Here is a 24,054-nt window from a genome sequence, read left to right as displayed (position 1 = left end):
CTAAATAAATGAATTGCTATATACAAGGTGAGTTTGATGTTACATCACTTGATGAAGAAAATGCCGGAGTGAAGATTGCCAAGAGAGTACTTTTGGTTCACAAAATATCTTTATTGTATTTTGGATTGCTTCTGTTTCTTGGGTATTATTACCTAAAGGATTACTTAGGATTATATATCGATGGCACTTTTAATATTGCATTATTTGCATCGATATTAACACTTTATGCAGGGCTTCTTTCGGCTTATGCAAATATGACAAAAAAGAAGCTATTGTCATTGGAACCAAAGGATGTTCATGACTACGGCCTTTATTTATTCCACAAGCATGTATTTTGTAAACTACCAGGGAATAAATATAATTTCTTAAGATCAATGGCTGTAGCTGATGCAAGGATGGGTGATAAAGATAAATGCAGAATGGCTGTAGATTTTATTCCTGCATCTTTTAAAAATGATGATTTAGAGCTTGTAAAAGAATGGATTAATTCTGAGGAACAAGACTTTGATGAGAGTAAACTTGCCAAGCAGAAGACAGCTAATCCATTTGCCATCATCATTGTTACTTTGCTATTATCCTATGGTGTCTTTTTCTTAGGTATGGATTTAAATTATCTTTCCTGTGGCAGATATTTTCAAAGGTTTTTGACGGGATTGTCCCTATTGGATTCTATCTTATCAGTTTCATTGATATATGCCTTTGGATTCTCCCTTCTTGTTGCCATAATAAAAAAAGGCAAGCAATCTAAGAAGGTATTTACAATCTTATTTTTAATTTTCTTTCTGCTAGGTTGCTTTATATTTAAGAGTGACTTGGTATGCTGTTTTGAAAGATATGATTCCAGATGGAGTGATTCTGATGAGGAATTAATTGATTCCTATGATTATGATGACTATAGCTCAGATGACTATGATTATAGTTCAGATGATTCTTATTCAATTGATGCATCTTCTGAGCCTTATGATGATATAGATATCATGAATTTAATGATTATCCTTGAGGGCTACCTTAAGAATAACGGAATTATTGAAGACTATTATACAAATTTACTTATAAGTTATACTGCAAAGGGAAATGTCAGAGGAACTGTTTATAGGGATGAAGATTACGAATATAATCTCTATGATAATGGCTTAAAAAAAGATGAAAATGGAAATAATTGCTTAGAGATTGTACTTGAAGCAGAGCCTCTTGATGAAAATGGATATTCCTTAGGACAGGCAGAAGCAAGCCTTAAGGGTTTTTATCTTGTAAATATTGAAACATATGAAATTATAGATGAGCATAAGACTCATTGGTAAAAAAGTACCTCACTAACCTTATTGATTAGTGAGGTACTTTAATGTGTTAAAGAAATCTGGATATGAAATACAACAACAGTCTTCGCTATCGAAAGTTGTTTCACCATCTGCCACAAGTCCTGCAATTGCAAAGGCCATAGCGATACGATGGTCTAAATATGTTTTAATAAGTGTTCCTTTCAGAGGCTTGCCACCATTGATAATCATTCCATCGTCAGTAGGAGTGATGTCACATCCCATATTCGAAAGATTTTCTGTGACTGTGGCGATTCTATCGCTTTCTTTTACTTTTAATTCTGATGCATCCGTAATAACGGTAGTACCTGCTGCACAGGCTGCCATTACAGCGATAACTGGAAGCTCGTCTATGAGTGTAGGAATAATATCTCCTGAAACTTCACATCCATGAAGCTCGCTTGTAGTTACATGAATATCTGCTACAGGTTCACCGCTTACAATTCGCTCATTGAGAAGCTCAATATTTCCTCCCATATCCTGTGCAACTTTTATAATGCCTGCGCGGGTTGGATTCGTATTTACGTTTTTAATTAATAAATCTGCATTAGGACATATAAGACCTGCAACAATAAAGAAGGCAGCTGATGAAATATCACCTGGAACCTCTATTTTTTGACCTACAAGCTTAGGGCCGCCTACAACAGTAGCGGTAAGACCTTCTGATTTGATGTCGGCGCCAAAACCTGAAAGCATAAGCTCTGTATGATTTCGTGAAACAACTGGCTCTGTGACAGAGGTGATTCCGTCAGCATAAAGACCTGCAAGAAGTACGCAGGATTTTACCTGAGCACTGGCTACAGGTGAATCATAGCGAAGTGGAGCGAGAGGAACGCCGCCTACCTCAAGTGGTGCACAGTTGTTATTCTTTACTGATTTGATATAGGCGCCCATCTGTGTAAGAGGTGTAATGATTCTTCCCATTGGACGCTTCTGAATGGATTCATCACCATTTAAGGTGCTGACAAAGGGCTGACCGGCAAGAATACCTGATATAAGTCGGGTAGTAGTACCACTGTTTCCTACATCAAGAACCTGCTGTGGCTCACTTAGTCCATGAAGACCTTTTCCATGAATCACAACATGATCTCTGTCCTGAGAGATATCAATTCCCATGGCTTTAAAGCAGCCGATAGTGGAGCGACAGTCAGCACCATCCAGGAATCCAGTTAATTCTGTGATACCCTCGGAAATAGCACCGAACATAACGCCTCGGTGGCTGATGGACTTATCTCCTGGAACCTTGATTTCACCTTTTAAACTTTTTGCTTTATTAATTGGCATATTAATTTGTCCTTTGTCTTACGTAGTAGTTATTATGTACCAAAATTGTTTGAGCTTTTTTCATAGCTTCATCTGTATAGAATTCGATTCGAAGAACACCAGGTTCAAATTCTCTGTTATGAATGATATCGATATTCTTTACACTGATATCAGCATCAGCAAGTAGCTGAAGAACTCCTACAAGTGTACCTGGTTTATCATCAATGTCGCAATATAATTCGTAAAAACGAAGTAAAGCATTGTCTGGAATTGTAATGGAATCTCTGTAATCCTTTGCTTTTGTCCATAGTCGTAAAATTTCATCTGCATCGGATTTCAATATAGCGGTTCTAAAATCTTCCAGCTCGTCCTTGTATATATCTATAAGTTTAATCAAAGCATCTCTGTTGCTAAGGAAAATGTGCTGCCACATTGTAGGAGATCCAGAGGCTATTCTTGTGATATCCTTAAATCCACCTGCTGCAATAGTTTTGCAAATAGAGCGCTCATCATCTGTATCCTGTACAAGATTTACAAGAGAGGCTGCAATGACGTGTGGCAGATGTGATACAGCAGCTGTGGCGTCATCGTGCTCCTCAGGAGTAAGCATTATTGGAATAGCACCAAGGCTTTCAATATACGAAGCAAATTCATCGTAGGTTTCGCGATTCATTTCTGAATCTGCAGTAAGAATATAGTATGCATTCTCAAGGAGAAGAGCGTTTGAATGCTCAAGTCCTGTAAGTTCCGAACCAGTCATAGGATGACCACCTATAAACTGATTAGTCATACCGAGTTCTCTTGCTACAGATGTGATATCGCCTTTTGTAGAACCTACATCAGTGATAATACAGTCTGGCTTAACAACATCTTTAAGCATCTTTAGGTAATCGCAGTTAATCTTTACAGGGCTGCAAAGAAAGATGATATCACACTGACCGAACTGGTGAATTTTAAGAAGGCCGTTGTTGTCGATAAGGCGCTCCTCAAAAGCTGCTTCGATTGTAGATTCTCTGGAAGCAGTAGCCAGTATTCTTGTATTCGGATATACGTTTAATATCGCTTTTGCGATACTTCCTCCAATTAGTCCTAGTCCTACAAATCCGATAGTTTTTGTCTTCATAAATAAATCTCCCAAAACATATGATACTTTAATACTTTAAAGCGAAAATATATTTATATAATATCACATTTATGCGTTGTAAATAGTCTGAATATTAAATATAATATATATAAGTTTTATAACATCACGGCGCGGCGGGGTTAAGGCGTCGAATAACTTATTGGGAGGTAAGACACATGAAGGTATTTACTACGGACAAAATTAGGAACGTTGTGTTGCTTGGTCACAGCGGGGCGGGCAAAACCAGTCTCATCGAATCAATGGCTTTTCTGGCTGGTCAGATCAGCAAGCCAGGCACTATCGAGGCTGGTAATACCATTAGTGACTACGACAAACTGGAGACAAAAAACAAATTTTCTATCTACACTTCTTTAGTTCCAATCATTTGGGGCGATACTAAGATTAATTTCCTAGACACACCAGGTTATTTTGATTTCGTCGGAGAAGCTGAGGAGGCAGTTTCGGCAGCAGATGCGGCTATTATTGTTATTTCAGGTAAAAGCGGAATTGAGGTTGGTACAAAGAGAGCTTGGGAGATGTGCGACAAATTTAATCTTCCTAGAATGGTATTTGTAACTGACATGGATATAGATGATGCCAGCTATAGAGAAATCGTTGAGGAGCTTCAGAGTTTGTACGGAAAGAAGATTGCTCCTTTCCATCTTCCAATTAGAGAAAATGGAGAGTTTGTTGGCTATGTAAATGTCATCCAGCAGATGGGAAAGCGCTGGAAGGCTGATGGAACAGTAGAACACTCTGATGTACCTGATTACAATCAGGAATATTTGGAGAAATATCGTGAAGCTTTGATGGAATCAGTTGCTGAGACATCAGAGGAATTCATGGATAGATATTTTGGTGGCGAAGAGTTCTCTGAAGATGAGATCCGTCAGGCACTTCGTGTAAACGTAGCTTCTGGTGATATTGTTCCAGTTATGATGGGTTCAAATCTTACTAACAGAGGTCAGTATACAATGCTTACTGACGTTGTTAAGTATCTTCCATCACCAGCTGATTGCAAGATTACAGGAATTAACGCAAATACGAATGAAGTTTACGAAGCAAACTATGACTTCTCTAAGCCAAAGAGTGCTTATGTATTTAAGACAATCGTCGACCCATTCGTTGGTAAGTATTCACTTATCAAGGTTAATTCAGGTGTTCTTAAGACGGATGATTTGCTTTATAACAAGCATAAAGAGACAGAGGAGAAGATTGGAAAGCTTTACATCTTAACAGGTAGCAAGGCTGAGGAAGTCCCTGAGGTTCACGCAGGTGATATCTGTGCACTTTCAAAGCTCCAGAAGGTAGCTACTACAGACTCACTTTCTACAAAGGCTAATCCAATTCTTTACATTAGAACACCACTTTCAGTTCCTTATACATACAAGAGATATAAGGCTAAAAATAAGGGAGATGAAGATAAAATTGCACAGGCACTCGCAAAGCTTTGTGCTGAGGATTTAACCATCAAGGCTGTTAATGATGGCGAGAACAGTCAGTCACTTCTTTATGGTATCGGAGACAGACATATCGATATGCTTGTGCAGAAGCTTAATGAGAAGTACAAGGTAGACATCGAGCTTAGCCAGCCAAAGATTGCATTCAAAGAGACAATCAGAGGAAAGGCTGATGTAGAGTATAAGTATAAGAAGCAGACTGGTGGTCATGGTCAGTATGGTCACGTTAAGATGACATTTGAGCCTTCTGGAAATATGGAAGAGCATTACAACTTTACAGAGTCTGTAGTTGGTGGTGCAGTTCCAAAGAACTATTTCCCAGCTGTTGAGAAGGGACTTTCAGAAGCTGTTCTTGCAGGACCACTTGCAGCTTATCCTGTAGTTGGTGTACATGCTAACCTTTATGATGGAAGCTATCACCCAGTTGATTCTTCAGAAATGGCATTCAAGGTTGCAGCTAAGGGTGCATTCAAGGATGGTATCATGAAGGCTAATCCAATCCTTCTTGAGCCTATCGAGACACTTAAGGTTGTAGTTCCAGATAGCTACACTGGTGATGTAATGGGGGATTTGAACAAGAGACGTGGACGTGTTCTTGGAATGAATCCTACAGAAACTGGTGGCAAGACTGAGGTCATGGCTGAAGTTCCTATGGCTGAGCTTTACGGTTATGATACCCAGCTTCGTTCAATGATTGGTGGCTACGGTACATTCTCTTATGAATTAGCTCGCTATGAGCAGGTTCCTTCAGATGTTCAGGCTAAGGAGGTTGAGAGACGCGCTAATAAGATTAAGGATGTAGATGAGGAATAATATTTAAAATTTGAAAGACTGATGAGGTTGTTACTTCATCAGTCTTTTTTCTATAATATTAAATTTTCGGTTACATATTTCACAGACTGAAAAAATTGCAGGTAGAGTCATTTCATAAGTCGTGCTACTATATCAGAGCACTTTTTTAGAACGAGAGGATAATGTAATTGATTATTGAATATAATGTAGAAGTAATGGAGCAGGCAGAGCCTGAAGTTGAAGAGTATTTCTTTGAGGCTGTGGCTGGAAATTTAGATGACTTGATTTCATTTAGTAAGACAATAGATATTAATAATCCCGATGAAGCAGGGATTTGTGTTTATAAAGATGATATTTCAGGAAAATATGTGGTTCCCTTTGTAGCAGATGGATCTGTGGCACCACTAAACTATGGTGAGTACCTGGATGTAAAGCCGGTAGAGGAAAAATACTGGAACATAGATGAGCGCAGAACTTATATTACAAATTTAGGAATGCTAGCTATGATGTCGGTGATAGCCTAATCGCTAAGCATATTTTCAATAAAAACCAATTTTGCTGTGTAGTTTTATTGCAAAACTACACAGCTTTTATTATAATTTTTGTTTAGTTAAGTAAAGTTCGAGGTGAGAAAATGAAGCACAATTTTAAAGCAATTGAGAAAAAATGGCAGGCAGCCTGGGAAAAAGATGATATCTTTAAGGCTGTTGATGGTTCTGACAAGCCAAAATTCTACGGCTTGGTTGAGTTCCCATATCCATCAGGTGCAGGTATGCACGTTGGACATATCAAGGCATATTCTTCAGTAGAGGTAGTTTCTAGAAAGCGCCGCATGCAGGGATATAATGTATTATTCCCAATCGGTTTTGATGCTTTCGGTCTTCCTACAGAGAACTATGCTATCAAAACAAATACACATCCTAGAAAGATCACTGATGATAATATCAAAAAGTTCACTACACAGCTTAAGAGCGTAGGTTTTTCTTTTGATTATAGTCGTACAATCGACACTACTCAGGAGGATTACTACAAGTGGACACAGTGGATTTTCCTTAAGATGTTCGAGAAGGGTCTTGTTTTCAGAGATAAGACTCTTGTTAACTACTGCCCACATTGTAAGGTAGTACTTTCAAATGAGGATTCGCAGGGTGGTAAGTGCGATATCTGTGACAGCGATGTAATCCAGAAGGAGAAGGACGTTTGGTACCTTCGTATTACAGAGTATGCTGATAAGCTTCTTCAGGGTCTCGATGAGGTAGATTTCCCTGAGAATATCAAGCAGCAGCAGGTAAACTGGATTGGTAAGTCAAAGGGTGCTTTCGTTAATTTCACACTTGATGGTATAGATAAAAAGCTTGAGATTTACACTACAAGACCAGATACACTTTGTGGTGTTACATTTATGGTTATTGCTCCAGAGCATCCATATATCGATGAGTATGCAGACAAGATTTCTAACATGGATGCTATCTTAGCTTACAGAGCTGAGTGCCAGAAGAAGTCTGAGTTCGAGCGTACACAGCTTGTTTCTAAGGACAAGACAGGTGTTAGAGTTGAGGGCTTCGATGCAATCAACCCAATTACAGGCAAGAAGATTCCAGTATTCATTTCTGATTATGTAATGATGGGTTATGGTACTGGTGCTATCATGGCAGTTCCAGCTCACGATCAGCGTGACTGGGATTTCGCTACTAAGTTTGGTATTGATATTATCCCTGTTATCGAGGGTGGAGATGTTACTAAGGAAGCTTACACAGGCGAAGGTAACATGATTAACTCTGAGTTCCTTAATGGTCTTAACAACAAGAAGGACTCAATCGACAGAATGATTCAGGAGCTTGAAAAGCTTGGTTGCGGTAAGGCTGGTGTTCAGTTCAAGATGAAGGATTGGGCATTCAACAGACAGCGTTACTGGGGTGAGCCTATTCCAATCGTTCACTGTCCTACATGTGGTGATGTAGCAGTTCCATTTGAGGAGCTTCCACTTAAGCTTCCTGTACTTGAGAACTTTGAGCCAGGTACAGACGGAGAGTCACCACTTGCTAAGATTGACAGCTTTGTAAACTGCAAGTGCCCTAAGTGTGGCGCTGACGCTAAGAGAGAGACTGATACTATGCCTCAGTGGGCTGGTTCATCATGGTACTTCTTACGTTACATTGATCCACACAATGATAACGAGTTCGCAGCTATGGACAAGCTCAACTACTGGATGCCAGTTGACTGGTACAACGGTGGTATGGAGCACGTTACACGTCACTTGATTTATTCACGTTTCTGGCATCACTTCCTTTATGACCTTGGTGTAGTTAATACTCCAGAGCCATACAAGAAGAGAAGTGCACAGGGCATGATCCTTGGCGAGGACGGACAGAAGATGTCTAAGTCTCGTGGAAACGTTATTGATCCACTTGATATTGTAGATGCTTACGGTGCAGACACACTTCGTACTTACGTATTATTCATGGGTGATTACGGCGCAGCTGCTCCTTGGTCAGATGCATCTGTTCGTGGATGTAAGAGATTCCTTGAGAGATTCGCAGGTCTTACAGATATTGTTACTGATGAGGCTAACAGCGAGTCTATCGAGACAGGAATTCATAAGACAATTAAAAAGGTTTCTGAGGATATCGAGGCTATGAAGTACAACACAGCTATCGCAGCTATGATGGGACTTCTTAACGATATCATTGCAGAGGGACATATTACTAAGGATAATCTTGTATTACTTGCTAAGATTTTAGCTCCATTTGCTCCACACCTTTGTGAGGAAATGTACGCTGAGCTTGGCGGAGAGGGATATGTATCACTTTCAGCTTGGCCAGAGTTTGACCCAGCTAAGATTGTTGAGTCTACTATCGAAATCGCTGTACAGGTTAATGGTAAGCTTAAGGCTACAATCAAGATTCCTAACGGATGTGAGAAGGATGAGGCTCTTTCAATTGCTAAGGCTGATTCAGCTGTTGCGGCAGCAATTGAGGGCAAGAATCTCGTTAAGGAAATTTATGTTCCAAACAAGATTGTTAACCTTGTAGTTAAATAATGTTTAAGCCTGCCAAAGCGGCAGGCTTATTCTATAAAGTTATAAGATAAGGAGAATACGTTATGAGCAAAATTCAGATGACAACCCCACTTGTAGAGATGGACGGCGATGAGATGACACGCATCCTCTGGCAGATGATTAAGGACGAGCTTCTTCTTCCTTTCATCGATTTAAAGACTGAGTACTATGACCTTGGTCTAGAGCACAGAAATGAGACAGATGACAAGGTAACTGTAGAGTCAGCAGAGGCTACAAAGAAATATGGAGTTGCTGTTAAGTGTGCCACAATCACTCCTAATGCAGCACGTATGACTGAGTACAACCTTAAGGAAATGTGGAAGAGTCCTAATGGCACTATCCGTGCAATCCTTGATGGTACAGTATTCCGTGCTCCAATCGTTGTAAAGGGAATTGACCCAAATGTTAAGTCATGGAAGAAACCAATTACAATTGCCCGTCATGCTTATGGTGATGTTTATAAGAATACCGAGATGGTTATTCCTGCAGCTGGTAAGGTAGAGCTTGTTTACACATCTGAGGATGGCAAGGAAGAGCGTGCACTTGTTCATACCTTTAACGGACCAGGTGTAGTTCAGGGACAGCACAATCTTAACGATTCAATCGAAAGTTTTGCTCATAGCTGCTTTAAATATGCTTTAGATACAAAGCAGGATTTATGGTTTGCTACAAAGGATACTATTTCTAAGAAGTATGACCATACTTTTAAGGACGTATTCCAGGAGATTTTTGATAAGGAGTTTAAAGCTGCCTTTGATGCTGCTGGTATCGAATACTTCTATACCCTTATTGATGATGCGGTTGCTCGTGTAATGAAATCTGAGGGCGGATTCATCTGGGCATGTAAGAACTATGATGGTGATGTTATGTCAGATATGATTTCATCTGCTTTTGGTTCACTTGCTATGATGACTTCTGTTCTTGTAAGCCCTGCTGGTTACTACGAGTACGAGGCTGCTCACGGAACAGTTCAGCGTCACTACTACAAGCATCTTAAGGGTGAGGAGACATCTACAAACTCTGTAGCTACAATTTTTGCATGGACAGGCGCTCTTAGAAAGCGCGGTGAGCTTGATAGTATACCAGAGCTTTCTGCATTTGCTGACAAGCTTGAGAAGGCTTGTATCAAGACTATCGAAGATGGAAAGATGACAAAGGATTTGGCTCTCATTACATCAATCGAGAACCCAGCAGTCCTTAATTCAAGGGATTTCATCATTGAAATTCGTAAAACTCTTGAATCTCTTTAAAATAGTCTGAAAACACAAGATTTAGTGTTTGTGTTTATTGACTTGCACAATATAGTCTATTATAATAGTCTCATACTTAAATGTATGGGGCTATTTTTATGCTCCTGATGGAGAAAATGTATGGAAATGAATGTTAAGCTTCAGGTTTTTGAAGGTCCATTGGACTTATTACTTCACCTGATTGATAAGAATAAAGTTGATATTTATGACATCCCTATTGTTGAGATTACAGATCAATATATGGAGTATGTTCGTGCTATGGACAACAGCGACTTAGATGTTATGTCTGAGTTCCTGCTTATGGCTACCACACTTCTTGATATCAAGAGTCGTATGTTATTGCCACAGGAAGAGAAGACAGAAGAGGGTGAAGAGCCTGAGGATCCACGTGCAGAGCTTGTTCAGCAACTGTTAGAGTACAAGATGTACAAGACTATCTCTTATCAGCTTAGAGACAGACAGATAGATGCAAGCCTTGTTTTCTACAAGGAACCTACTATTCCAGAGGAAGTTTTAAAGTATCAGCAGCCAGTTGATTTGGAAGAGCTTATGGCAGACCTTACACTTAACAAGCTTAATGATATTTTTCAACAGGTGCTTAAGCGTCAGGATAATAGAAGAGACCCAATCCGTTCTACATTTGGAAAGATAAAAAAGGAAGAGGTTTCTCTTGAACAGAAAATGGAATGGACTATCGCATTTGCGAAGGCACATAACACCTTCAGCTTTAGAAATCTTCTTGAAGCTGCACACTCAAAGACAGAGGTTATTGTTACCTTCCTTTGTATTTTAGAGATGATGAAGGCTGGTCAGATTAATATCACCCAGGAAGATACTTTCACTGATATTCTGATTGAATCCAGAATCGCAGCCTAATATCTACGGAGAGAATAATTATGGAATTAAAAGAGATTGAAAATATAGTTGAGGGCATTTTGTTTGCGATGGGAGGCACAGTTGAGGCTTCCAGAATAGCAAAGGCTCTTGAAATAGATGAAAAGCAGGTAGTGCAGGCTATTAATTCCCTTAAGGAAAAATATGCAGCTGACAAGCGCGGTATTACAATTACTGAGATTGATGGTGCATATCAGATGTGCACTAATCCTGAAATTTATGAATATCTTATTAGAATTGCAAAGCAGCCACGTAAATACGTACTTACAGATGTGCTTCTTGAGACTCTTTCAATTATTGCTTATAAGCAGCCAATTACAAAATCAGAAATAGAAAAAATCAGAGGAGTATCCTGTGATTTCGCTGTTTCAAAGCTTGTAGAGTTTGGGCTTTGTACAGAGTTGGGACGTCTTGATGCACCAGGAAGACCAATGCTTTTTGGTACTACTGAAGAGTTTTTAAGATCCTTCGGAGTGAAATCTATTGATGAACTTCCAGAGCTTTCACAGACTCAGATTGAAGAGTTTAAAATCGAGGCTGAAAATGAAGCAAATAACGTAGAAGTTACAATATAAAAATAATAAAAAATCAAGTGAAATTCGACAAAAAACCACCCAAATTTTTGGGTGGTTTTTTATGACAATTTTTTAACGTATTTACGTTGAAAACATAATTAAAATACACTATTATTAGACTTGCGAGAAATTTGAAATATTTTATATAAATGGAGGTATGAGATGGGTAATGATTTAAGTCAAGCTCAGGCTAGAATTAACGCATTACTTGATGATAACAGCTTTGTTGAGCTTCAGTCATTAGTAATGTCACGCAACACAGATTTTAACCTTGATGCAAAGAAAGAACCATCAGATGGAGTTATTATTGGTCATGGTCTTGTGGATGGCACATTAGTGTTCGTTTTTAGCCAGAATGCCGAGGTTTTGGGCGGTACAATTGGTGAGATGCATGCTAAGAAGATTCTGTCACTTTATGACATGGCACTTAAAGTTGGTGCTCCTGTCATCGGTTTTATCGATTGTGGTGGTGTTCGTCTTCAGGAGTCTTTTGATGCTCTTGAAGCTCTTGGTTCTGTAATCGAGCGAGCAGCTGATGTAAAGGGTGTTATTCCACAGCTTATGTGTGTAGCAGGAAATTGTGGTGGTGGACTTTCAGTTCTTCCTTCACTTGCTGATTTCACATTCATGGTTGATGGTGCTTCACTTTTCTATAACTCTCCAGATGCTATTAAGGGTAACAGAGCAGAAGAGTGCGATTCATCTTCAGCAGCATTCCAGTTCGAAGAGGCTGGTACAGTAGATATGCACGGATCTCTTTCAGAGGTTGTTGCATCTATGAGACAGGTTATCTCAATGATTCCTAACGACATTACAGAGGCTACAGATGATCTCAACAGAGCATCAGAAGGTCTTGAGTCTAAGGTAGGCGACGCAGCAGCAGTTGCTACAGAGCTTGCTGATAACAGAGAATTCATCGAGCTTAAGGCTGGTTTTGCCAAGGAAATGGTTACAGGTCTTATGAAGCTTGATGGAGTAACAATTGGTGTAGTAGGTAATAGAGAAGTTGACGGAGAGGCTTTCCTTTCTGCAACTGGTTGCGAGAAGGCAGCGGATTTCGTTGATCTTTGTGATATGTACGAAATCCCAGTTCTTTCTATTACTAATGTTGCTGCATTTAAATCTTGTGTATGCCAGGAGAAGCGTTTACCACGTGCTCTTGCACAGATGACACAGAGATTTGTTGATGCAAGCATTCCAAAGATTAATCTTATTACTAAGCAGGCTTACGGTTCTCCATATGTTCTTATGAACTCTAAGTCACTTGGCGCAGATTTAGTATATGCTTTCGAGACAGCATCTGTTGGTGCTATGGAGGCTGCTAAGGCTGCTAGAATCTTAAGCGAAAATGGCACAGACGCAGCTGCTATTGAAAAGGATTACGCTCAGCTTCAGGATAGTGCACTTACAGCTGCAGCTCACGGTCACATTGACAGAATCGTTTCTACAGCAGATGCTAGAAAATACATTATTGCAGGATTTGAGATGTTCTTTTAAGAGCAGGAAGGTGAATTTATGAAAAAAAGAATTTTAGTAGTTTTCACTACCTTAATCCTTGCTCTTAGTCTTGTTGCCTGTGGCGGCAAGAAAGATAACACTTACGGAGGATACGATACAGAAGCTTACGACACTATCGCGAAGCTATACATGAATTACGCACTTAGCTTAGATGAGTCTGAGTACGAGCAGGCTACTGAATACTTTATGGCTAACGGACTTGGTCAGTATGGCGATGCAGTTAAAGAAGCTGGTCTTCCAAAGTTCTTATCTACAAGCTTTGTAGGTTTTGATAGTCTTATCGATAGCTACAAAGATATTAAGGATGTTAAGGTAGGAGATTTTGTTGATTTTGGTAAGGTTGAGGTTGAAAAGTCTGGTAAGACAATCACAGCCACAATGATTACTGATTTTACAGTTAGAGATTTAAAGACAACATTCGTTTACAACGCTAACGATGTTGATGCTGGTCCTACAGCAGTTGATATCGAGCCAGTTTACACATTAGGCGAGACAATGCAGAAGGCAGCTTTAAATACAGTAATGGGTATCCTTATTGTATTTGCAATGCTTGTTGTTATGTCTGGTGTAATCAAGTGCTTCGAGATTATTCCTAAGCTCGAGAAGAGAGCAAAGGAAAAGAAGGAAGAGCCACAGGCTGTTGCTGCTCCTGCAGCTACACCAGTTGCTACATCCGCAAAGAACGAAACAGATGATTTACAGCTTGTCGCTGTTATTGCTGCAGCAATCGCTGCAAGCACAGGAGCTTCTACAGATTCGTTTGTAGTACGTTCTATCAAGAAAAGATTTTAGACTTAGGAGGAAATTTCCATGAAAAATTATACAATCACTGTTAATGGAACAGTATACGATGTTACTGTAGAAGATAAGGGAGGCTCTGGCGTTTCTCCAGTTACTCCTGCAGCTGCTCCAAAGGCTGCTGCTCCAGCTCCAGTTGCTACAGGCGCTGCTGGTGGTGTTAAGATCGAGGCAGGTGCTGCCGGTAAGGTTGTTAAGATTGCAGCTGCTGCAGGTACTTCTGTAAAGAAGGGTGACCCTGTTGTTGTTCTTGAGGTTATGAAGATGGAAACACCTGTTGTTGCACCTCAGGATGGTACTGTTGCATCAATCAACTGCAACGAAGGTCAGCAGGTTGAGGCTGGCGCATTACTCGCAACTATGAACTAATAGGAGGATTACACATGAGTTACGTTGGAGAGACATTGTTAAACCTGGCTCATCAGACTGCATTTTTCAATCTGACCTGGGGAAACTTTGTCATGATAGCGGTTGCCTGTGTTTTCCTTTACCTTGCAATTAAAAAAGGATACGAACCACTTCTTTTATTACCAATCGCTTTTGGTATGTTGTTGGTAAACATTTATCCTGACATCATTGCATCTCCAGAGGAAACCTCCAATGGAGTAGGCGGCTTGCTTTATTATTTCTATACTTTAGATGAGTATTCAATTCTTCCATCACTTATTTTCATGGGTGTTGGAGCTATGACAGATTTCGGTCCACTTATTGCAAATCCAATCAGCTTCTGGCTTGGTGCTGCTGCACAGATTGGTATTTTCACAGCTTACCTTCTTGCAATCCTTCTTGGATTCTCAGATCAGGCAGCTGCTGCAGTATCTATCATCGGTGGTGCAGATGGACCTACATCTATTTTCCTTGCTGGTAAATTAGGACAATCAGCACTTATGGGACCAATCGCTGTTGCAGCATATTCATATATGTCTTTGGTTCCAATCATTCAGCCTCCAATTATGAAGGCACTTACAACAAAGGAAGAGCGTTCAATTAAGATGGCTCAGCTTCGTCCAGTTTCTAAGCTTGAGAAGATTCTCTTCCCAATCGTTGTTACTATTATTGTATGTTTGATTTTACCTACAACAGCTCCACTTGTTGGTATGCTTATGCTTGGTAACCTTTTCAAGGAGTCTGGTGTTGTAAATCAGCTTACAGAGACTGCATCTAATGCTCTTATGTACATCGTAGTTATTCTTCTTGGTACATCAGTAGGTGCTTCTACATCTGCTGAGGCATTCTTAAATGCAGCTACACTCAAGATCGTAGTTCTTGGTCTTGTTGCTTTCGTATTCGGTACAGCAGCTGGTGTATTATTTGGTAAGCTTCTTTGCCACGTTACTGGTGGTAAGATTAATCCACTTATCGGTTCAGCTGGTGTTTCTGCTGTTCCTATGGCAGCACGTGTTTCACAAAAGGTCGGTGCAGAAGAGGACCCTACAAACTTCCTTCTTATGCATGCTATGGGACCAAACGTTGCTGGTGTTATCGGAACTGCAGTTGCAGCCGGTGTATTCATGGCAATATTTGGAGTTTAATGTACTAAGGAGGATAAAATAAATGGCAGAAATTAGTCCAAAGCCAGTTAAAATAACTGAGACAATACTAAGAGATGCACATCAGTCTCTTATTGCAACTCGTATGCCAACATCTATGATGCTTCCTATCGTAGATAAGATGGATAAGGTTGGATACAACGCAGTAGAGTGCTGGGGTGGCGCAACATTTGATGCTTCACTTCGTTTCCTTAAGGAAGATCCTTGGGATAGACTTAGAAAGCTTCGTGATGGCTTTAAGAATACAAAGCTTCAGATGCTTTTCAGAGGTCAGAATATTTTAGGATACAGTCAGTATCCAGATGATGTTGTTGAATACTTCGTACAGAAGTCGATTGCAAATGGTATCGATATCATTCGTATTTTCGACTGCCTCAACGATATCAGAAATCTTCAGACAGCAGTTAAGGCTACAAATAAGGAAAAGGGACATGCTCAGGTAGCTCTTTCTTATACACTTGGTGAGGCCTATACACTTGATTATTGGAAGGATATTGCAAAGCGTATCGAGGATATGGGAGCAGATTCAATCTGTATCAAGGATATGGCAGGTCTTCTTGTTCCGGCTAAGGCCTATGAGCTTGTTTCAGCACTCAAGGAATCTACAACACTTCCTATCGAAATGCATACACACTACACATCTGGTGTAGCTTCAATGACATACATGAAGGCTGTAGAGGCTGGTGCTGATATTATTGACTGTGCTATGTCACCATTCGCACTTGGTACATCACAGCCTGCAACTGAAGTTATGGCAGCTGCTTTCGAAGGCACACCATATGCTACAGGCTTTGATCAGGAGCTTCTTTCAGAAATCGCTGATTACTTCAGACCATACAGAGAGGAGTGCATCGAGAGTGGACTTATGTCTACAAAGGTACTTGGTGTTAACATCAATACACTTCGTTATCAGGTTCCTGGCGGTATGCTTTCAAACCTTATCAGCCAGTTAAAGGAGCAGGGTAAGGAAGATAAGCTTCGTGAGGTTCTTGAGGAAGTACCACGTGTACGTAAGGATCTTGGTGAGCCACCACTTGTTACTCCTTCATCTCAGATCGTTGGTACACAGGCTGTATTCAACGTACTTATGGGTGAGAGATACAAGGTAGTAACAGAGCAGACTAAGGATATCTTGCTTGGTAAGTACGGTCAGACAGTTAAGCCTTTCAATCCAGAGGTTGTTGAGAAAGCACTTGGTGCTGATAAGGATAAAGCAATTACTTGTCGTCCAGCAGATTTAATTGAGCCAGGTCTTGCTAAGTTTGAGGAGGAATGCAAGCAGTGGAAGCAGCAGGATGAGGATGTCCTCACATATGCACTTTTCCCTAAGGTTGCAACAGAGTTCTTCCAATATCGTGAAGCTCAGCAGACAAAGGTTGATCCTGCAAAAGCAGATAAGGAAAATAAAGCTTATCCAGTTTAATTAAAGCTATTTTGAGTAATGCAAGATTTCTTGCATTACTCTTTTTTTTACTCTATAATTAACTTCTAATGGAGTATTTTGCATTTATAAAGGGTGAGATATGGCTACAACAACAGATTTAATTTCAAAAATTAATGAAAAATATGGAAGAATGTCAAAAGGACAAAAGCTTTTGGCAAATTACATCATAGATAATTACGATAAGGCGGTATTCCTTACTGCAGCAAAGCTTGGAGAAATTATTGGTATTTCTGAGTCTACTGTAGTTAGATTTGCTTCATTCATTGGGTACAGTGGCTATCCTGAATTCCAGCAGGCATTAGAGGCTATGGTTAGAAGTAAGCTCAATACCACTGACAGAGTAGAGATTACAAAGGGTGGAATCGAACAAAATGGAGTCCTTCGTGAGGTACTTTCTTCTGATGCATTGAAGATTAAAAACACCATGGAATCCATGGATGAGGCTGCTTTTTATAATGCTGTAGAGACCTTGCTAAAAGCAAGAAGGATATATGTGGTAGGTATTCGTTCCTGTGCTCCACTTGCATCATTTTTATCATTTTATTTAAATCTTATTTTTGATAATGTCGTTAATCTTCAGACATCCTCTGCATCAGAACTGTTTGAGCAGATGATTCATATTGGTGAGGAGGACTGTATTATAGGAATATCTTTCCCTAGATATTCTATGCGTACTTTAAAGGCATTGGAGTTTGCAAATAACCGACAGGCTAATGTAATTACGATTACAGATTCTATACATTCGCCTATGAACCTTTACAGCTCCTGCAATCTTATAGCAGAAAGTGATATGCATTCAGTTGTTGATTCACTGGTTGCACCATTGTCTGTTATTAATGCTCTTATTGTTGAGCTTTGTAATCGCCGACAGGCTCAAGTGGCAGACACTCTTGAAATGGTTGAGAATGTCTGGAATGAATATCAGTTTTATGAGAATGATGAAATTGATATGGTTGATGATTCTATAAAAATGTTCTATCCAGGAGAATCTTAATGGCAAATGTTATTGTTATTGGCGGTGGCGCTGCAGGAATGATGGCGGCATACGCAGCAGGAATGTGTGGGCATACAGTCACACTTCTTGAAAAAAATGAAAAATTAGGAAAGAAGATTTATATTACAGGAAAGGGTAGATGTAATTTTACTAATGCTTGTGATATAGAGGATTTCTTTAAGAATATAGTTAGTAATCCAAAGTTTCTATATAGCTCGTTATATACCTTTGGTCCAGAATCTATGATAGATTTCATTGAGATGAATGGTACACCTACAAAGGTAGAGAGAGGAAACAGGGCATTTCCAGTTTCTGATCATGCCAGCGATATTACTAAGGCTTTGGAAAAAGCGCTTAAGGAATATGGAGTAAAAGTAAAGCTTCATACCGAAGTACAGGATATTATTATTGATAAGGATACTGTGACAGGTGTCCTTTTAAAGGATGGTACTAAGATGGACTGCGACCACGTGGTGGTAGCAACTGGTGGTTTATCTTACAGAACTACAGGCTCCACTGGTGATGGTTTAAAATGGGCGAAAAAGGCAGGGCTTAATGTTACAGAAACAAGACCAGCTCTTGTTCCTTTGAATACAAAAGAAGCGTATATTCCTACTATGCAGGGACTTGCCCTTAAAAATGTTAATCTTACAATTTTTGATGAAAAGAAAAAGCTTTATGACAGCTTTGGCGAAATGCTGTTTACTCATTTTGGAGTAAGTGGTCCTTTGGTTTTATCTGCCAGCTCAATAATAGGAAAAACTCTTCAAAAGAAGGGCAGTCTAAAAGCTGTTGTTGATTTAAAGCCAGCTCTTTCAAGAGAGGAGCTTGAAAACAGAATTTTAAGAGATTTCAATGAAAACATGAATAAGCACTTGAGCTCTGTGCTTAGAGGGTTACTTCCAAGTTCCATGGTTCCTGTTTTTATTGAGATTATGGATTTTGATGACAGTCGTCAAATCAATTCTGTCACAAAGGAAGAGAGAGGTCAGCTTCTTGATTTGCTCAAGGCTTTTCCATTCACAATATCAGGGCTTCGAGATTACAATGAAGCCATTGTGACACAGGGTGGAGTTTCTGTGAAAGATATTGACCCATCTACCTTAAAATGTAAAAATATAAATGGTCTTTCCTTCGTTGGAGAGGTGCTTGATTTAGATGCCTTTACAGGAGGCTTTAATTTACAAATTGCCTGGTCTACTGGTTATTTGGCCGGGTTATCAATATAAGATTTTGGAGGATAATTTATTATGGCAATGAATGTTGCAATTGACGGACCAGCTGGTGCTGGCAAATCTACAATAGCTAAGGCTATTGCAAAGAAGTTAGGATATGTTTATGTAGACACTGGAGCTATGTATAGAGCTATGGCTTTATTCTTCCTTCGTTCTAATATCGCAAAGGATGATGAGGCAAAGATTTCTTCAGTGGTTGATGATATTAACGTTTCTATTAAATATGAAGATGGCGCTCAGCACGTAATTCTTAATGGCGAGGATGTTACAGGTCTCATTCGTACAGAAGAGGTTGGAAACATGGCCAGCGCTACATCTGTTTACGGACCAGTAAGAACAAAGCTTGTTGCATTACAGCAGGAGCTTGCTAAGACTACAGATGTTATCATGGATGGACGTGATATCGGTACAGTAGTTCTTCCTAATGCAGATGTTAAGGTTTTCCTTACAGCATCAGTAGAGTGCAGAGCTAAGAGACGTTATGACGAGCTTGTAGCTAAGGGATTAGAAGCAGACTTTGATCAGATTGCAAAGGATATTGAGGAACGTGATTATCGTGATAGTCACAGAGAAATCAGCCCACTTAAGCAGGCAGATGATGCATCTTTAGTAGACAGCTCAAATATGACTATTGATGAGGTTGTTGAAGCAATTATTAATTTATGTAATAAATAGAGGTAATTTATGAAAGTTACTTTAGCCAAGTCAGCAGGCTTCTGCTTCGGAGTTCAGCGAGCAGTAGATGTTGTAGAAAAACAAATCAGTGAAGGTGCTGCACCTTTATATACTTATGGCCCAATTATTCATAATGAAGAAGTTGTTAAGGGCTTTGAGGCAAATGGTGTAAAGGTAATGGAGGAGGATTCTAACGAAGTTTATCCTGCAGGTACAGTTATCATTCGCTCTCATGGTGTTACCAGAGCTGTGGAAGAAGATTTAAAAGCAAAGGGTCATACAATTATTGATGCAACATGTCCTTTTGTTAAAAAGATTCATAGAGCAGTGGACGAGCACTCGAAAAATGGTGAGCATATTGTCATCATCGGAAACCCAGATCATCCTGAGGTTAGAGGGATTGTAGGCTGGATTAACGGCGAAGATTACACTGTAATCCCTGATGAAAAGGCGGCTTTGGATTTTTCAGTTAATACTCATGCGAGTATTTGTATTGTGTCGCAAACCACCTTCAATCATAATAAATTTCAAGAATTAGTTGAAATTATAAAGCAAAAAGGTTATCATATTATTGTTTTGAATACAATATGCGATGCGACTAATAAGCGACAGGTTGAAGCGGCTGAAATCGCTTCCAAAGTAGATGCTATGATAGTCATTGGAAGTAAGAATTCTTCTAACACGCAGAAATTGTATGAGATATGCAAAACAAAATGCAACGATACTTACTATATACAGACAGCTGATGATTTGCAGCTTTCTGGCCTTAGTTCCATTGAAAGTGTAGGTATTACAGCAGGGGCTTCCACCCCAAACAATATTATCGAGGAGGTTCAAAAGAAATGTCAGAAATGAGTTTTGAACAAATGCTAGAGGAATCATTTAAAACTATACACAATGGAGAGGTCGTAGACGGTACTGTTATCAGTGTTAAGCCTGATGAAATCGTTTTAAATATCGGTTACAAGTCAGATGGTATTATTACACGTTCTGAGTACACCAACGAGTCAAATGTAGATCTTACTACAGTTGTTAAGGTTGGCGACCCACTTTCAGCTATTGTTGTAAAGGTAAATGATGGCGAGGGCCAGGTTCTCTTATCTTACAAGAGACTTGTTCAGGAAAAGGGTAATGAGAGATTAGCAGAGGCATTTGAGAACGGTGAAGTTCTTACAGCTACTGTTGATAAGGTTCTTAAGGGTGGCCTTACAGTTGTTGTTGACGAAGCTAGAGTATTTATCCCAGCTTCATTCGTATCAGACGTATATGAGAAGGATCTTGGAAAGTACCAGGGTCAGGAAATCAGCTTTATTATTACAGAGTTCGATCCAAAGCGTCGTAGAATCATTGGTAACAGAAAGACACTTCTTGTTGCTGATAGAGCAAAGGCTCAGGAAGAGCTTATGTCTAAGATTGCTGTTGGACAGGAATTCGAAGGAACAGTTAAGAACGTTAAGGACTTTGGTGCATTCATCGATTTAGGTGGTGCTGATGGTCTTCTTCACATCTCAGAGATGAGCTGGGGTCGTGTAGAGAATCCTACAAAGACACTTAATGTTGGAGATACAATTAAGGTATTTGTTAAGGAAATCAAGGACGGCAAGATTGCACTTTCTTGCAAGTTTGATAATGAGAACCCATGGAATGGTGCTGCAGATAAGTATGCTGTAGGCTCTGTTGTTAAGGGTAAGGTTGTTCGTATGAAGGACTTTGGTGCTTTCGTAGAGCTTGCACCTGGTATTGATGCACTTCTTCACGTTTCTCAGATTTCTAAGGATCGTATTGAGAAGCCTTCTGATGTACTTTCAATCGGACAGGACATCGAGGCAAAGGTTGTTGAGTTCAACGACGATGAGAAGAAGATTAGCCTTTCAATGAAGGCGCTTCTTGAGCCAGAGACAGCTGAGGCTGACGAGGCTGAGGTTGCTGATGTTAACATCGAAGAAGTAGCTGCTTCAGAGGAATAAAATTGATTATTATAAGGCCTGGATTAGTTCCAGGTCTTATTTTTTATTTCTTCGTAGAAATATAACAATAAATACACAAATAATCAGTATAATGTAGCTATTCAAAGTGGTGATGTATATTTTTGATTAGCAATCTTTACTATTAAGGAGTGTTATATGGATAATTACGAAGGATTCAAGAAAGAAGTACATGATTTGACAAAGATAGACCTTAGCTCTTACAAGGAGAAGCAGATGCGCCGTCGTATCGATTCACTTGTAACAAAGCATAAGTGCAAGGAATATCATGAATATGTAATGCTACTTAAAAATGACAAGGAAGTCTTTGACGAATTTGTAAATTTCCTGACAATAAATGTATCTGAGTTTTACAGAAACCCGGAGCAATGGGAGCTTATGAGCAAGGAATTTATTCCAGAGCTTATGAAAAAGTCAGGGCAGAACCTTAAAATTTGGAGTGCTGCCTGTTCTACAGGTGATGAGCCATACTCTTTAGTAATGTGTCTGTCACAACATATACCTCTTAATAAGATTAAGATTTTTGCTACTGATTTGGATAAACAGGTTATTGCAACCGCAAAGGTAGGACTTTACAGTGCCAAGAGTATTGCTAATGTACCAGCTGATTTGAAGAAGAAATTCTTTACACAGGTTGGAAGTTCTTATCAGATTAGTGATGAAGTAAAAAAATGTGTAGAGTTTAAGGAACATAATCTTTTAAGAGATGCTTATCCTACAAACTACGATATGATTGTATGTCGAAATGTATTGATTTACTTTACTGATGAGGCTAAAACAGAGGTTTATGACAAGTTCTGCAAATCCCTTAGAACAGGTGGAATCCTTTTCATTGGATCTACAGAACAAGTAATAGACTACAAAGAACTTGGATATAAGAGAAGATATTCCTTCTATTACGAGAAAGTATAATAAATTTACAAAACATCCAGTTACGCCTACAATCCTGAATTTTACTCCGCTCAGCTGAAGAAAGCTTCGCTTGAGTAAAACTCAGAGATTGTCGACTACTGGATGTTTTTTTAATGCTTTAACATATATCTGGTAATTTTCAGCAAGATCTCTTCTCTTATATCCTCTACGGAAATAAAGGATTCCTTGGATTCGTAGGTTTCCCGGAAGGTGCGGGTGCTTCCAACATCTATACCCTTTGGTAAAGATAAAAATGTTCCCTCCGCAGCAACCTTACAGTCTCTTTTCTGAGCTGGTCTGCGACAGTTCTTGTCGATGCTTTCACCAATAGACTTTGGAACAATTATATCTTCGTTAATGAGATAGTAATAGTTCCGGTGGTCTGGTAGGAAGGTAAAAAGCGAACCATTAAATAGATTTAATGTAACGTAAATACGGTTACCTTTAATTATATACATTCCGTATTCACGAATTTTATTGATGGAGTTAGGCAGATTAATAGAGGTTTCCATTTCAAATCTCAGCTTATTTCCATCACTTTCCTGACTAACATATCGTATATCCGAATTAAGTAAATCCGCATATGCCATAATATCTGAAATATATATCATGCCTTTTATATCTTCATAATTATGGAGCAAAATCAGGTCTTTTGATTCCTTATCGCCCATAAGTGAATAGTGCTGATACACTGGGATTAATTCGCCACCGTTATATTTGTCATCTCGGTGTAAACCTAAGAATTCTTCTATAGTTTTTTGCTTATAATTTGGTAAATCTAAAAGACATTTTGCCTTTGTAGTTGTAAGATACATATCTATATGTTTCTTAGCTTTAATCTTCGTGTTGAGCTTATATTTTCTACATCTTTCTACGATAAATGCTTCATCAAATCTTGTAGAATTAAAGCCCAGTAAGGTGGTGTAGCAATCCAGTACTTCTTCAAACTTTGTTAATACATCTATTTCTTCAGCTTCATTGTTTGCTAAAAGCTGTGTGATAGTTATTTTGTTTCCAAGTCTTACCGCATATCCGATAAGGTAAATGAAGGATTTTCTAGGAGAAAGTCCTGTGCATTCTATATCGAAAAATACTGTGTTCTCATCGAAATATTTATCTAAAGAGTAGCTGATATTATCTATGTCATAGCTATATTCTATAATTTCCATATAAAGCGTCCTTTTTATTATGATTTGCACAAACAACACAACT

Annotated in this window: 21 protein-coding genes; 18 read left to right on the top strand and 3 right to left on the bottom strand. The window is 39.2% G+C overall.

All coding sequences use genetic code 11. The features are described from left to right. Nucleotides 1-8: 8 nt before the first annotated feature. Nucleotides 9-1,301, top strand: coding sequence for a hypothetical protein (locus tag BLP54_RS03115; RefSeq protein WP_090166626.1), 1,293 nt, complete (start codon nt 9-11; stop codon nt 1,299-1,301). 18 nt (nt 1,302-1,319) lie between these two features. On the opposite strand, the gene aroA is transcribed toward BLP54_RS03115, so the two are convergent. Together aroA and BLP54_RS03105 are read right to left on the bottom strand one after the other, a co-directional pair. Beyond that, on the bottom strand, nt 1,320-2,600 hold the full coding sequence (gene aroA, locus BLP54_RS03110; RefSeq protein ID WP_090166624.1) for a 3-phosphoshikimate 1-carboxyvinyltransferase: 1,281 nt from the start codon (nt 2,598-2,600) through the stop codon (nt 1,320-1,322). 1 nt (nt 2,601) lies between these two features. Beyond that, the gene (locus BLP54_RS03105; protein WP_090166622.1) at nt 2,602-3,702 is read right to left on the bottom strand and encodes a prephenate dehydrogenase; all 1,101 of its coding nucleotides are present in this window, start codon (nt 3,700-3,702) and stop codon (nt 2,602-2,604) included. A 176-nt stretch (nt 3,703-3,878) separates the two neighbouring features. On the opposite strand from BLP54_RS03105, the gene BLP54_RS03100 reads away from it, so the two are divergent. The 17 genes from BLP54_RS03100 to BLP54_RS03020 all read left to right on the top strand — a co-directional run bounded on the left by BLP54_RS03100 (nt 3,879) and on the right by BLP54_RS03020 (nt 22,842). Then, complete coding sequence (locus BLP54_RS03100; RefSeq protein WP_090166620.1) at nt 3,879-5,975, top strand: elongation factor G; 2,097 nt, start codon at nt 3,879-3,881, stop codon at nt 5,973-5,975. Nucleotides 5,976-6,142: 167 nt separating this feature from the next. Beyond that, nucleotides 6,143-6,478: a hypothetical protein gene (locus tag BLP54_RS03095; RefSeq protein ID WP_090166618.1), complete on the top strand. Its 336-nt coding sequence runs from the start codon at nt 6,143-6,145 to the stop codon at nt 6,476-6,478. Nucleotides 6,479-6,588: 110 nt separating this feature from the next. Then, nucleotides 6,589-8,994, top strand: coding sequence for a leucine--tRNA ligase (leuS, locus tag BLP54_RS03090; RefSeq protein WP_090166616.1), 2,406 nt, complete (start codon nt 6,589-6,591; stop codon nt 8,992-8,994). Nucleotides 8,995-9,056: 62 nt separating this feature from the next. Next, nucleotides 9,057-10,262: an NADP-dependent isocitrate dehydrogenase gene (locus BLP54_RS03085; protein WP_090166614.1), complete on the top strand. Its 1,206-nt coding sequence runs from the start codon at nt 9,057-9,059 to the stop codon at nt 10,260-10,262. Between the two features lie 120 nt (nt 10,263-10,382). Next, on the top strand, nt 10,383-11,138 hold the full coding sequence (locus BLP54_RS03080; protein ID WP_090166612.1) for a segregation and condensation protein A: 756 nt from the start codon (nt 10,383-10,385) through the stop codon (nt 11,136-11,138). Between the two features lie 20 nt (nt 11,139-11,158). Continuing rightward, nucleotides 11,159-11,731 (top strand): SMC-Scp complex subunit ScpB, encoded by a 573-nt coding sequence (gene scpB / locus BLP54_RS03075; protein WP_090166610.1) that lies wholly within the window; start codon nt 11,159-11,161, stop codon nt 11,729-11,731. Between the two features lie 162 nt (nt 11,732-11,893). Then, nucleotides 11,894-13,228 (top strand): carboxyl transferase domain-containing protein, encoded by a 1,335-nt coding sequence (locus BLP54_RS03070; protein ID WP_090166608.1) that lies wholly within the window; start codon nt 11,894-11,896, stop codon nt 13,226-13,228. An 18-nt stretch (nt 13,229-13,246) separates the two neighbouring features. Then, entirely contained in the window at nt 13,247-14,041 is a 795-nt protein-coding gene (locus BLP54_RS03065) for an OadG family transporter subunit (protein ID WP_090166606.1), read from the top strand. Between the two features lie 18 nt (nt 14,042-14,059). Further along, nucleotides 14,060-14,416: a biotin/lipoyl-containing protein gene (locus BLP54_RS03060; protein ID WP_090166604.1), complete on the top strand. Its 357-nt coding sequence runs from the start codon at nt 14,060-14,062 to the stop codon at nt 14,414-14,416. Nucleotides 14,417-14,430: 14 nt separating this feature from the next. Then, on the top strand, nt 14,431-15,579 hold the full coding sequence (locus BLP54_RS03055) for a sodium ion-translocating decarboxylase subunit beta (protein WP_090166602.1): 1,149 nt from the start codon (nt 14,431-14,433) through the stop codon (nt 15,577-15,579). 22 nt (nt 15,580-15,601) lie between these two features. Beyond that, the gene (locus tag BLP54_RS03050; protein WP_090166600.1) at nt 15,602-17,020 is read left to right on the top strand and encodes an oxaloacetate decarboxylase subunit alpha; all 1,419 of its coding nucleotides are present in this window, start codon (nt 15,602-15,604) and stop codon (nt 17,018-17,020) included. Between the two features lie 100 nt (nt 17,021-17,120). Next, nucleotides 17,121-18,035 carry a MurR/RpiR family transcriptional regulator gene (locus tag BLP54_RS03045; protein WP_090166598.1) on the top strand — a complete coding sequence of 305 codons (915 nt, stop codon included), beginning with the start codon at nt 17,121-17,123 and terminating at the stop codon, nt 18,033-18,035. Beyond that, nucleotides 18,035-19,264 (top strand): BaiN/RdsA family NAD(P)/FAD-dependent oxidoreductase, encoded by a 1,230-nt coding sequence (locus BLP54_RS03040; protein WP_090166595.1) that lies wholly within the window; start codon nt 18,035-18,037, stop codon nt 19,262-19,264. Before BLP54_RS03045 ends, BLP54_RS03040 begins: the two co-directional genes overlap by 1 nt. 21 nt (nt 19,265-19,285) lie before the next feature. Then, the gene (gene cmk / locus BLP54_RS03035; protein WP_330386124.1) at nt 19,286-19,945 is read left to right on the top strand and encodes a (d)CMP kinase; all 660 of its coding nucleotides are present in this window, start codon (nt 19,286-19,288) and stop codon (nt 19,943-19,945) included. A gap of 9 nt (nt 19,946-19,954) precedes the next feature. Beyond that, entirely contained in the window at nt 19,955-20,800 is an 846-nt protein-coding gene (gene ispH, locus BLP54_RS03030) for a 4-hydroxy-3-methylbut-2-enyl diphosphate reductase (protein WP_090166591.1), read from the top strand. Continuing rightward, nucleotides 20,788-21,912, top strand: coding sequence for a 30S ribosomal protein S1 (gene rpsA / locus BLP54_RS03025; protein ID WP_090166589.1), 1,125 nt, complete (start codon nt 20,788-20,790; stop codon nt 21,910-21,912). The genes ispH and rpsA overlap by 13 nt, the downstream gene beginning before the upstream one ends. Nucleotides 21,913-22,068: 156 nt before the next feature. Beyond that, on the top strand, nt 22,069-22,842 hold the full coding sequence (locus BLP54_RS03020) for a CheR family methyltransferase (RefSeq protein WP_090166587.1): 774 nt from the start codon (nt 22,069-22,071) through the stop codon (nt 22,840-22,842). Nucleotides 22,843-22,952: 110 nt separating this feature from the next. Here the strand turns inward: BLP54_RS03020 and BLP54_RS03015 are convergent, their stop codons facing one another. Beyond that, a complete protein-coding gene (locus BLP54_RS03015) occupies nt 22,953-24,011 on the bottom strand; it encodes a ribonuclease H-like domain-containing protein (RefSeq protein ID WP_090166585.1) in 1,059 nt (352 codons plus the stop codon). Between the last annotated feature and the right edge of the window lie 43 nt (nt 24,012-24,054).

Source organism: Pseudobutyrivibrio sp. 49 (genome assembly GCF_900100545.1).
In the GTDB taxonomy this organism is placed as follows: Bacteria; Bacillota; Clostridia; order Lachnospirales; family Lachnospiraceae; genus Pseudobutyrivibrio.
The sequence above is the reverse complement of the archived record's forward strand: the minus strand, read 5'-3'. Positions and strand labels throughout refer to the sequence as shown.

Excerpts from the sequence above, each read along its gene's own strand:
- BLP54_RS03115 (WP_090166626.1), top strand. The coding sequence starts at position 9 with ATGAATTGCTATATACAAGGTGAGTTTGATGTTACATCACTTGATGAA.
- aroA (WP_090166624.1), bottom strand. The coding sequence starts at position 2,600 with ATGCCAATTAATAAAGCAAAAAGTTTAAAAGGTGAAATCAAGGTTCCA.
- BLP54_RS03105 (WP_090166622.1), bottom strand. The coding sequence starts at position 3,702 with ATGAAGACAAAAACTATCGGATTTGTAGGACTAGGACTAATTGGAGGA.
- BLP54_RS03100 (WP_090166620.1), top strand. The coding sequence starts at position 3,879 with ATGAAGGTATTTACTACGGACAAAATTAGGAACGTTGTGTTGCTTGGT.
- leuS (WP_090166616.1), top strand. The coding sequence starts at position 6,589 with ATGAAGCACAATTTTAAAGCAATTGAGAAAAAATGGCAGGCAGCCTGG.
- BLP54_RS03085 (WP_090166614.1), top strand. The coding sequence starts at position 9,057 with ATGAGCAAAATTCAGATGACAACCCCACTTGTAGAGATGGACGGCGAT.
- BLP54_RS03080 (WP_090166612.1), top strand. The coding sequence starts at position 10,383 with ATGGAAATGAATGTTAAGCTTCAGGTTTTTGAAGGTCCATTGGACTTA.
- scpB (WP_090166610.1), top strand. The coding sequence starts at position 11,159 with ATGGAATTAAAAGAGATTGAAAATATAGTTGAGGGCATTTTGTTTGCG.
- BLP54_RS03070 (WP_090166608.1), top strand. The coding sequence starts at position 11,894 with ATGGGTAATGATTTAAGTCAAGCTCAGGCTAGAATTAACGCATTACTT.
- BLP54_RS03065 (WP_090166606.1), top strand. The coding sequence starts at position 13,247 with ATGAAAAAAAGAATTTTAGTAGTTTTCACTACCTTAATCCTTGCTCTT.
- BLP54_RS03060 (WP_090166604.1), top strand. The coding sequence starts at position 14,060 with ATGAAAAATTATACAATCACTGTTAATGGAACAGTATACGATGTTACT.
- BLP54_RS03055 (WP_090166602.1), top strand. The coding sequence starts at position 14,431 with ATGAGTTACGTTGGAGAGACATTGTTAAACCTGGCTCATCAGACTGCA.
- BLP54_RS03050 (WP_090166600.1), top strand. The coding sequence starts at position 15,602 with ATGGCAGAAATTAGTCCAAAGCCAGTTAAAATAACTGAGACAATACTA.
- BLP54_RS03045 (WP_090166598.1), top strand. The coding sequence starts at position 17,121 with ATGGCTACAACAACAGATTTAATTTCAAAAATTAATGAAAAATATGGA.
- BLP54_RS03040 (WP_090166595.1), top strand. The coding sequence starts at position 18,035 with ATGGCAAATGTTATTGTTATTGGCGGTGGCGCTGCAGGAATGATGGCG.
- cmk (WP_330386124.1), top strand. The coding sequence starts at position 19,286 with ATGGCAATGAATGTTGCAATTGACGGACCAGCTGGTGCTGGCAAATCT.
- ispH (WP_090166591.1), top strand. The coding sequence starts at position 19,955 with ATGAAAGTTACTTTAGCCAAGTCAGCAGGCTTCTGCTTCGGAGTTCAG.
- rpsA (WP_090166589.1), top strand. The coding sequence starts at position 20,788 with ATGTCAGAAATGAGTTTTGAACAAATGCTAGAGGAATCATTTAAAACT.
- BLP54_RS03020 (WP_090166587.1), top strand. The coding sequence starts at position 22,069 with ATGGATAATTACGAAGGATTCAAGAAAGAAGTACATGATTTGACAAAG.
- BLP54_RS03015 (WP_090166585.1), bottom strand. The coding sequence starts at position 24,011 with ATGGAAATTATAGAATATAGCTATGACATAGATAATATCAGCTACTCT.